Here is a 4713-nt window from a genome sequence, read left to right on the forward strand (position 1 = left end):
GGGTGTCACGGTGTCGTAGTAGCCCTGCCCGATCATCTGGACAGCAGTCTTGTTCCTGGCGGCGAGCCTGCGCAGTTCGGCAAGGACCTCCACCTCGCTGAGGGCCCCGCCAAGCCGGAGCGCGTGCTCCTGGCGGATGGCTCCCGGAACGGCAACGTCCACGAGCCCGTCCACGCTGTCGTAGCCGATGGCCTTGAGCATGGTGTCGACGTCGGCCTGGCGGCGCGCGCCGATATGGCGGTCGGCAAAGGCCGATGGGTTGGATTGAATCGTCATGAGGAACTCCAGGTCTGGCCGGCCACGAATGGCACGGCATGGATGGGTTCCTCCCCGCTCTGTATTGGACCTGAGAGATTCCGAGGACACCTGCTCTTGGCAGGGCACTCTTGCACCGTCGGTGAGTCCGGCAGGAAACCGGACTGCTTTCCAGAGTCGCCTCGCCGTGACGGTACATGGGCCTGAGAGATTCCTGGGGAGGATTTGCTCCTACGGCGCCTGTCCGGTGGTGGTCCGGGAGGGCTCTCCCGTCACAGCTCGAAAGGCAGTATTCAAATGTGGGTGATTCGGCTCACAAGGTACACGCTGTTGCTGGCCGCTGGCAAATCGGGGCGCGGCAGCACCGTTGCAAAGGCGGTTCGGGCGGCGGGCCACGGCGCAGAAGTTAAGCATGCTTAGTGTTGATCCACTTAGGATGGAGGAGCACGGCAGCCTTCCCGCTGCAGGTCGATTTGAATGAGGTGACCATGGCCAGGCGCAGCAATCCCGCAGTACGAATCGCACAGGAAACCGCCCACAACGCGGTGTTCGACGCCGAGGGCAATCCCAAGCCCGGTGTCCACAACATGCTGCTGAAGGCGGTGGAAATCCAGCGTCCGTTCGTGGTGGCCTATGTCCGGCGGCTGCAGAAGAGGCATCCGCGTGCCACCGCCGCCCAGCTGGCCGACATCCTGGAGCGCGACTACCTGCGCGCCGTCACCGGCGGCGGGGCGGTGGTGGGTGCCACCGCCGCGGTGCCCGGTGTGGGGACGGTGGCGTCGCTGGGGCTTTCCGCTGCAGCCACTGTCGGATTCCTGGAAGCCACAGCCCTGTATGCCACCTCGCTGGCCGAACTCCACGGCATCCGGCTGACCAACCCGGAGAAGGCCAGCACCATGGTTATGGCCATCATGCTGGGTGAGGAGGGGACCGCACTCCTCAGCACACTGAGCGGCCAGGTGGCAGGCCGTGAAATGAACCCCACCAGGGCCTGGGGCAGCGTGCTGTCCAAATCGTTGCCGATGCCGGGCTTCAGCAGCATCCGGAACCGGATCCAGAAGGCCTTCCTCAAGAACCTGCTTAAACGCCAGGGCACGGCGCTGTTCGGCCGGGCCCTGCCCTTCGGGATCGGGGCGGTGGTCGGCGGAGCGGGTAACCTCATGATGGGCCGCGCCGTGGTGTCGAACGCCAAGGAAGCGTTCGGCCCGATGCCGGACACCATCCCCGGGGAGCTGACGGCAGCCGCAGCTCCTGACAAGCAGACGCTGGAAGGCAACACCTTTGGATCTCAACGCTGACCTCGGCGAATCATTCGGCTCCTGGAAGATGGGGGACGACGCTGCGATGTTCCAGCTGGTGACCAGCGCCAACGTAGCCTGCGGGTTCCACGCCGGCGACCCCATCACCATGCTGGACAGCTGCCGGGCAGCCTACGAGCTCGACGTCACTGTCGGTGCGCACGTGGGGTACCGGGACCTGGCAGGCTTCGGCAGGCGTTCGCTGGATGCCAGCTTCGATGAGCTGTTCGGCGATGTGCTGTACCAGCTGGGGGCGCTCGACGGTGTTGCGCACGCCGTGGGTGCCTCCGTGGACTACGTGAAGCCCCACGGGGCGCTCTACAACCGGCTGGTGCACGACGCCGGGCAGGCGGAGGCCGTGGTGGCAGCCGTCAGCGCCTACGATCCCGGGCTGCCCATCCTGGGGCTGCCGGGTTCGGAACTGCTGAAGCAGGCGCGGGAGGCCGGGCACCCGGTGTTCGTCGAAGCCTTCGCTGACCGCGCCTACCAGGCAGACGGAACGTTGGTCCCGCGCTCGCAGGAAGGCGCCGTCCTGCACGACGTCGATGCTGTGGTGGAGCGGGCGGTCCGGATGGCCACCAAGGGCGAAGTGGTGGCCGTGGACGGCACAGTGGTGCAGGTCCGGCCCGATTCGCTGTGCATCCACGGCGATACCCCGGGCGCCGTGGAGATGGCCGCGGGAGTGCGGGCAGGCCTGGTTGCTGCCGGCGTTGAACTGGAGTCGTTCGCCTAAGCGGCACTAGGCGGCAGGCCTCCGCCGGCAGCGGCGCTCAGCCGAAGACGAGATGCGCCGCCGTGAAGATCGCCAGCCCGGCCAGTGACCCCACCACCGTGCCGTTGATCCGGATGAACTGCAGGTCCTTGCCCACCTGGAGCTCGATTTTCTGCGACGTTTCCTCGGCGTCCCAGCGCGCCACGGTGTCGGTGATGACCCCGGCGATATCCGAGCGGTAGGTCCGCACCAGGTATCCGGCGGCGTCGCCGATCCAGGCGTTGACCTTGCCCGCGAGTTCGGGATCATTGACCAGCCGGGAACCGAAGTCCCGGACCGCTGCCTTGAACTTGATGGTCAGGTCGCTGTCCGGATCCTCCACGGCACCCAGCAGGGCGTTCTTCACCGTTCCCCACGTCCGGGAGGCGAGTTCGCGGACCTCGGGGTCCCCCAGGACCTGGGCCTTGATCTCCTCGGCGCGCGCGATCATGGCCGGATCGTGCTGCAGGTCCTGGGCGAGGTCGTTCAGGTACTTGTCGATCTGCTGGCGCACCTGGTGGTTCGGGTCCGCCTGCACGGCCCGGACGAACTTCAGGATTTCGACGTACACCTTGTCGCCCACCAGGCCGTCCACGAACTGCGGCACCCAGGTGGGGGAGCGGTCCGAAACAAGCCGGGTCACGGTTTCGTGGTTGTCGTCCACCCAGTCCGCTGCCCGGTCCACGAGCAGGTCAACGAGCTTGTGGTGGTGTCCGTCGTGGAAGATCCGCTCAGCCATCCTGCCCACCGGAGGTCCCCACGGCGGAGCCAGCAGGTGCTTGCGCACCATGCCCTCGATGACCGCCTGGACGTCGTCGTCGTTCAGGACCTTGAACGCGCCGCGGATGAGCGCCGCGCCTTCCTTGGCCACCCGGTTGGCACCGGCAGGCGTGGCGAGCCATTCGCCGGCCCGGCGGGCGATGTTGACGCTGGCCAGCTTCTCCTGGACCACCTGTTCGGACAGGAAGTTGGTCTCCACGAATTCGCCCAGCGAAGCGCCGATCTGGTCCTTCCGCCGCGGAATGATTGCGGTGTGCGGGATCTTGATGCCCATCGGGTACTTGAACAGCGCCGTCACGGCGAACCAGTCCGCCAGGGCGCCCACCATGCCGCCCTCCGCGGCCGCCCGCACGTACTGCAGCCAGGGGTACTCGTCCTGCAGCGCAAAGGCGATGACAAAAACCACGGCCATGGCGACCAGCAGGCCCAGGGCCACCAGCTTCATTTTCCGCAGCGCTGCCGCCTTTTCGGCATCGCCCGGGCTGAGGTGATGGACGACGGCGGCACGCGCCCTGGGGCGTCCTTTCGCCTGAGGCGGGGGCCCGGTGAGTGCTTCCTGGGTAGTTGGCTCAGAGTTCACCTGCATGTGCCAAGCCTAGCCCCGCAGTTCGGTCCGGGTCGGCTACCGTGTCTGCATGACGATTGAGGAGCCACTGCCGCAGCGGCCGCTGGTTTTTGCGCACCGCGGCGCGAGCGCCGCTTTCGCCGAACATACCCGGGCCGCCTACCTGCAGGCACTGGCGGACGGTGCCGACGGCGTTGAGTGCGATGTCCACCTCACCCGCGACCAGCATGTGGTCCTGCTGCATGACGCCAACCTGGACCGCACCTCGGACGGCACGGGGCCGGTGGCCGAGCGGACACTGCGTGAACTGCGGCACCTCGATTTCTCGTCGTGGAAGGGCGTGCGGATCCCGGAGGCGTACGGGGCCCGGTCGGCGCAGTTCCTCACCCTGCCCGAACTGTTGGACATCCTCCGGGGAGCCGGGCGGCCGGTCAGGCTCGCCATCGAACTGAAGCATCCAAGCCCGTACCAGCTGAAGCTGGAGGACAGGGTCCTGGAGCTGCTGCGCCGGGAAGGCTGGGACCCTGCCGGCTCCACCGTGGACAACGTGGCGGTGACCTTCATGAGCTTCAGCCCGGACTCCGTCCGGCACCTGCTCCGGTCCGTCCCCGCCCAATACATCTGCCAGCTGGTGGATGACATCAACATCCACGAAATCCGCGGCGGGCTCGGCCTGGGCCCCATCACCGGCGGGGCCATCGCCAACCTGATGAAAGCCACGCAGCTGGAAGGCGAGCGGATCCTGGACAGCCGCGTGGCAGGGTTGGCGGGGCCGGGCATCGATTATGTCCGCGGGCATCCGGCAACCATTAAGCGCTGGCTGGCTTCCGGCCGGCGGTTCCGCGTCTGGACGGTGGACTCCCCGGAGGATGTGGCCCTCTGCCAGGAACTCGGGATCCACGAACTCACCACCAATGTGCCCGCCCGGGTCCTGGGCCAGCTCCAGCTGGCCTCGCCGCAGGGACGGTAGGCCGGCCGTGGGCAAGCGGGCGGACGACGCCGGGCCCCGCCGCTGGTGGGCCGGACCCTTGGACGTGGAGGGCCTCGCCGTGGGCGCCGTTTCC

At 67.4% G+C, this 4713-nt stretch carries 5 protein-coding genes and 1 riboswitch; of the genes, 3 read left to right on the forward strand and 2 right to left on the reverse strand.

The window, feature by feature from the left end; translation table 11 throughout:
• A partial coding sequence (locus G205_RS20130) for a glycine dehydrogenase (protein ID WP_009359646.1) occupies positions 1-276 on the reverse strand: 276 nt, incomplete at its 3' end.
• A gap of 160 nt (positions 277-436) precedes the next feature.
• A riboswitch (glycine riboswitch) is annotated at positions 437-537 on the reverse strand.
• A gap of 206 nt (positions 538-743) precedes the next feature.
• Here G205_RS20130 and G205_RS20135 point away from each other — a divergent pair.
• Positions 744-1553 (forward strand): hypothetical protein, encoded by an 810-nt coding sequence (locus G205_RS20135; protein WP_009359647.1) that lies wholly within the window; start codon positions 744-746, stop codon positions 1551-1553.
• Positions 1537-2286, forward strand: coding sequence for a LamB/YcsF family protein (locus tag G205_RS20140; RefSeq protein ID WP_009359648.1), 750 nt, complete (start codon positions 1537-1539; stop codon positions 2284-2286). The genes G205_RS20135 and G205_RS20140 overlap by 17 nt, the downstream gene beginning before the upstream one ends.
• Before the next feature lie 37 nt (positions 2287-2323).
• Here G205_RS20140 and G205_RS20145 read toward each other — a convergent pair whose 3' ends face one another.
• Positions 2324-3670 carry a DUF445 domain-containing protein gene (locus G205_RS20145; protein ID WP_035753987.1) on the reverse strand — a complete coding sequence of 449 codons (1347 nt, stop codon included), beginning with the start codon at positions 3668-3670 and terminating at the stop codon, positions 2324-2326.
• Between the two features lie 49 nt (positions 3671-3719).
• On the opposite strand from G205_RS20145, the gene G205_RS20150 reads away from it, so the two are divergent.
• The gene (locus G205_RS20150; protein WP_009359650.1) at positions 3720-4619 is read left to right on the forward strand and encodes a glycerophosphodiester phosphodiesterase; all 900 of its coding nucleotides are present in this window, start codon (positions 3720-3722) and stop codon (positions 4617-4619) included.
• The last annotated feature ends 94 nt before the right edge of the window (positions 4620-4713 follow it).

The organism is Arthrobacter nitrophenolicus (assembly GCF_000332815.1).
Lineage (GTDB): Bacteria > Actinomycetota > Actinomycetes > Actinomycetales > Micrococcaceae > Arthrobacter > Arthrobacter nitrophenolicus.

Coding starts and splice junctions, on each gene's coding strand:
- G205_RS20150 (WP_009359650.1), top strand. CDS start 3,720: ATGACGATTGAGGAGCCACTGCCGCAGCGGCCGCTGGTTTTTGCGCAC.
- G205_RS20145 (WP_035753987.1), bottom strand. CDS start 3,670: ATGCAGGTGAACTCTGAGCCAACTACCCAGGAAGCACTCACCGGGCCC.
- G205_RS20135 (WP_009359647.1), top strand. CDS start 744: ATGGCCAGGCGCAGCAATCCCGCAGTACGAATCGCACAGGAAACCGCC.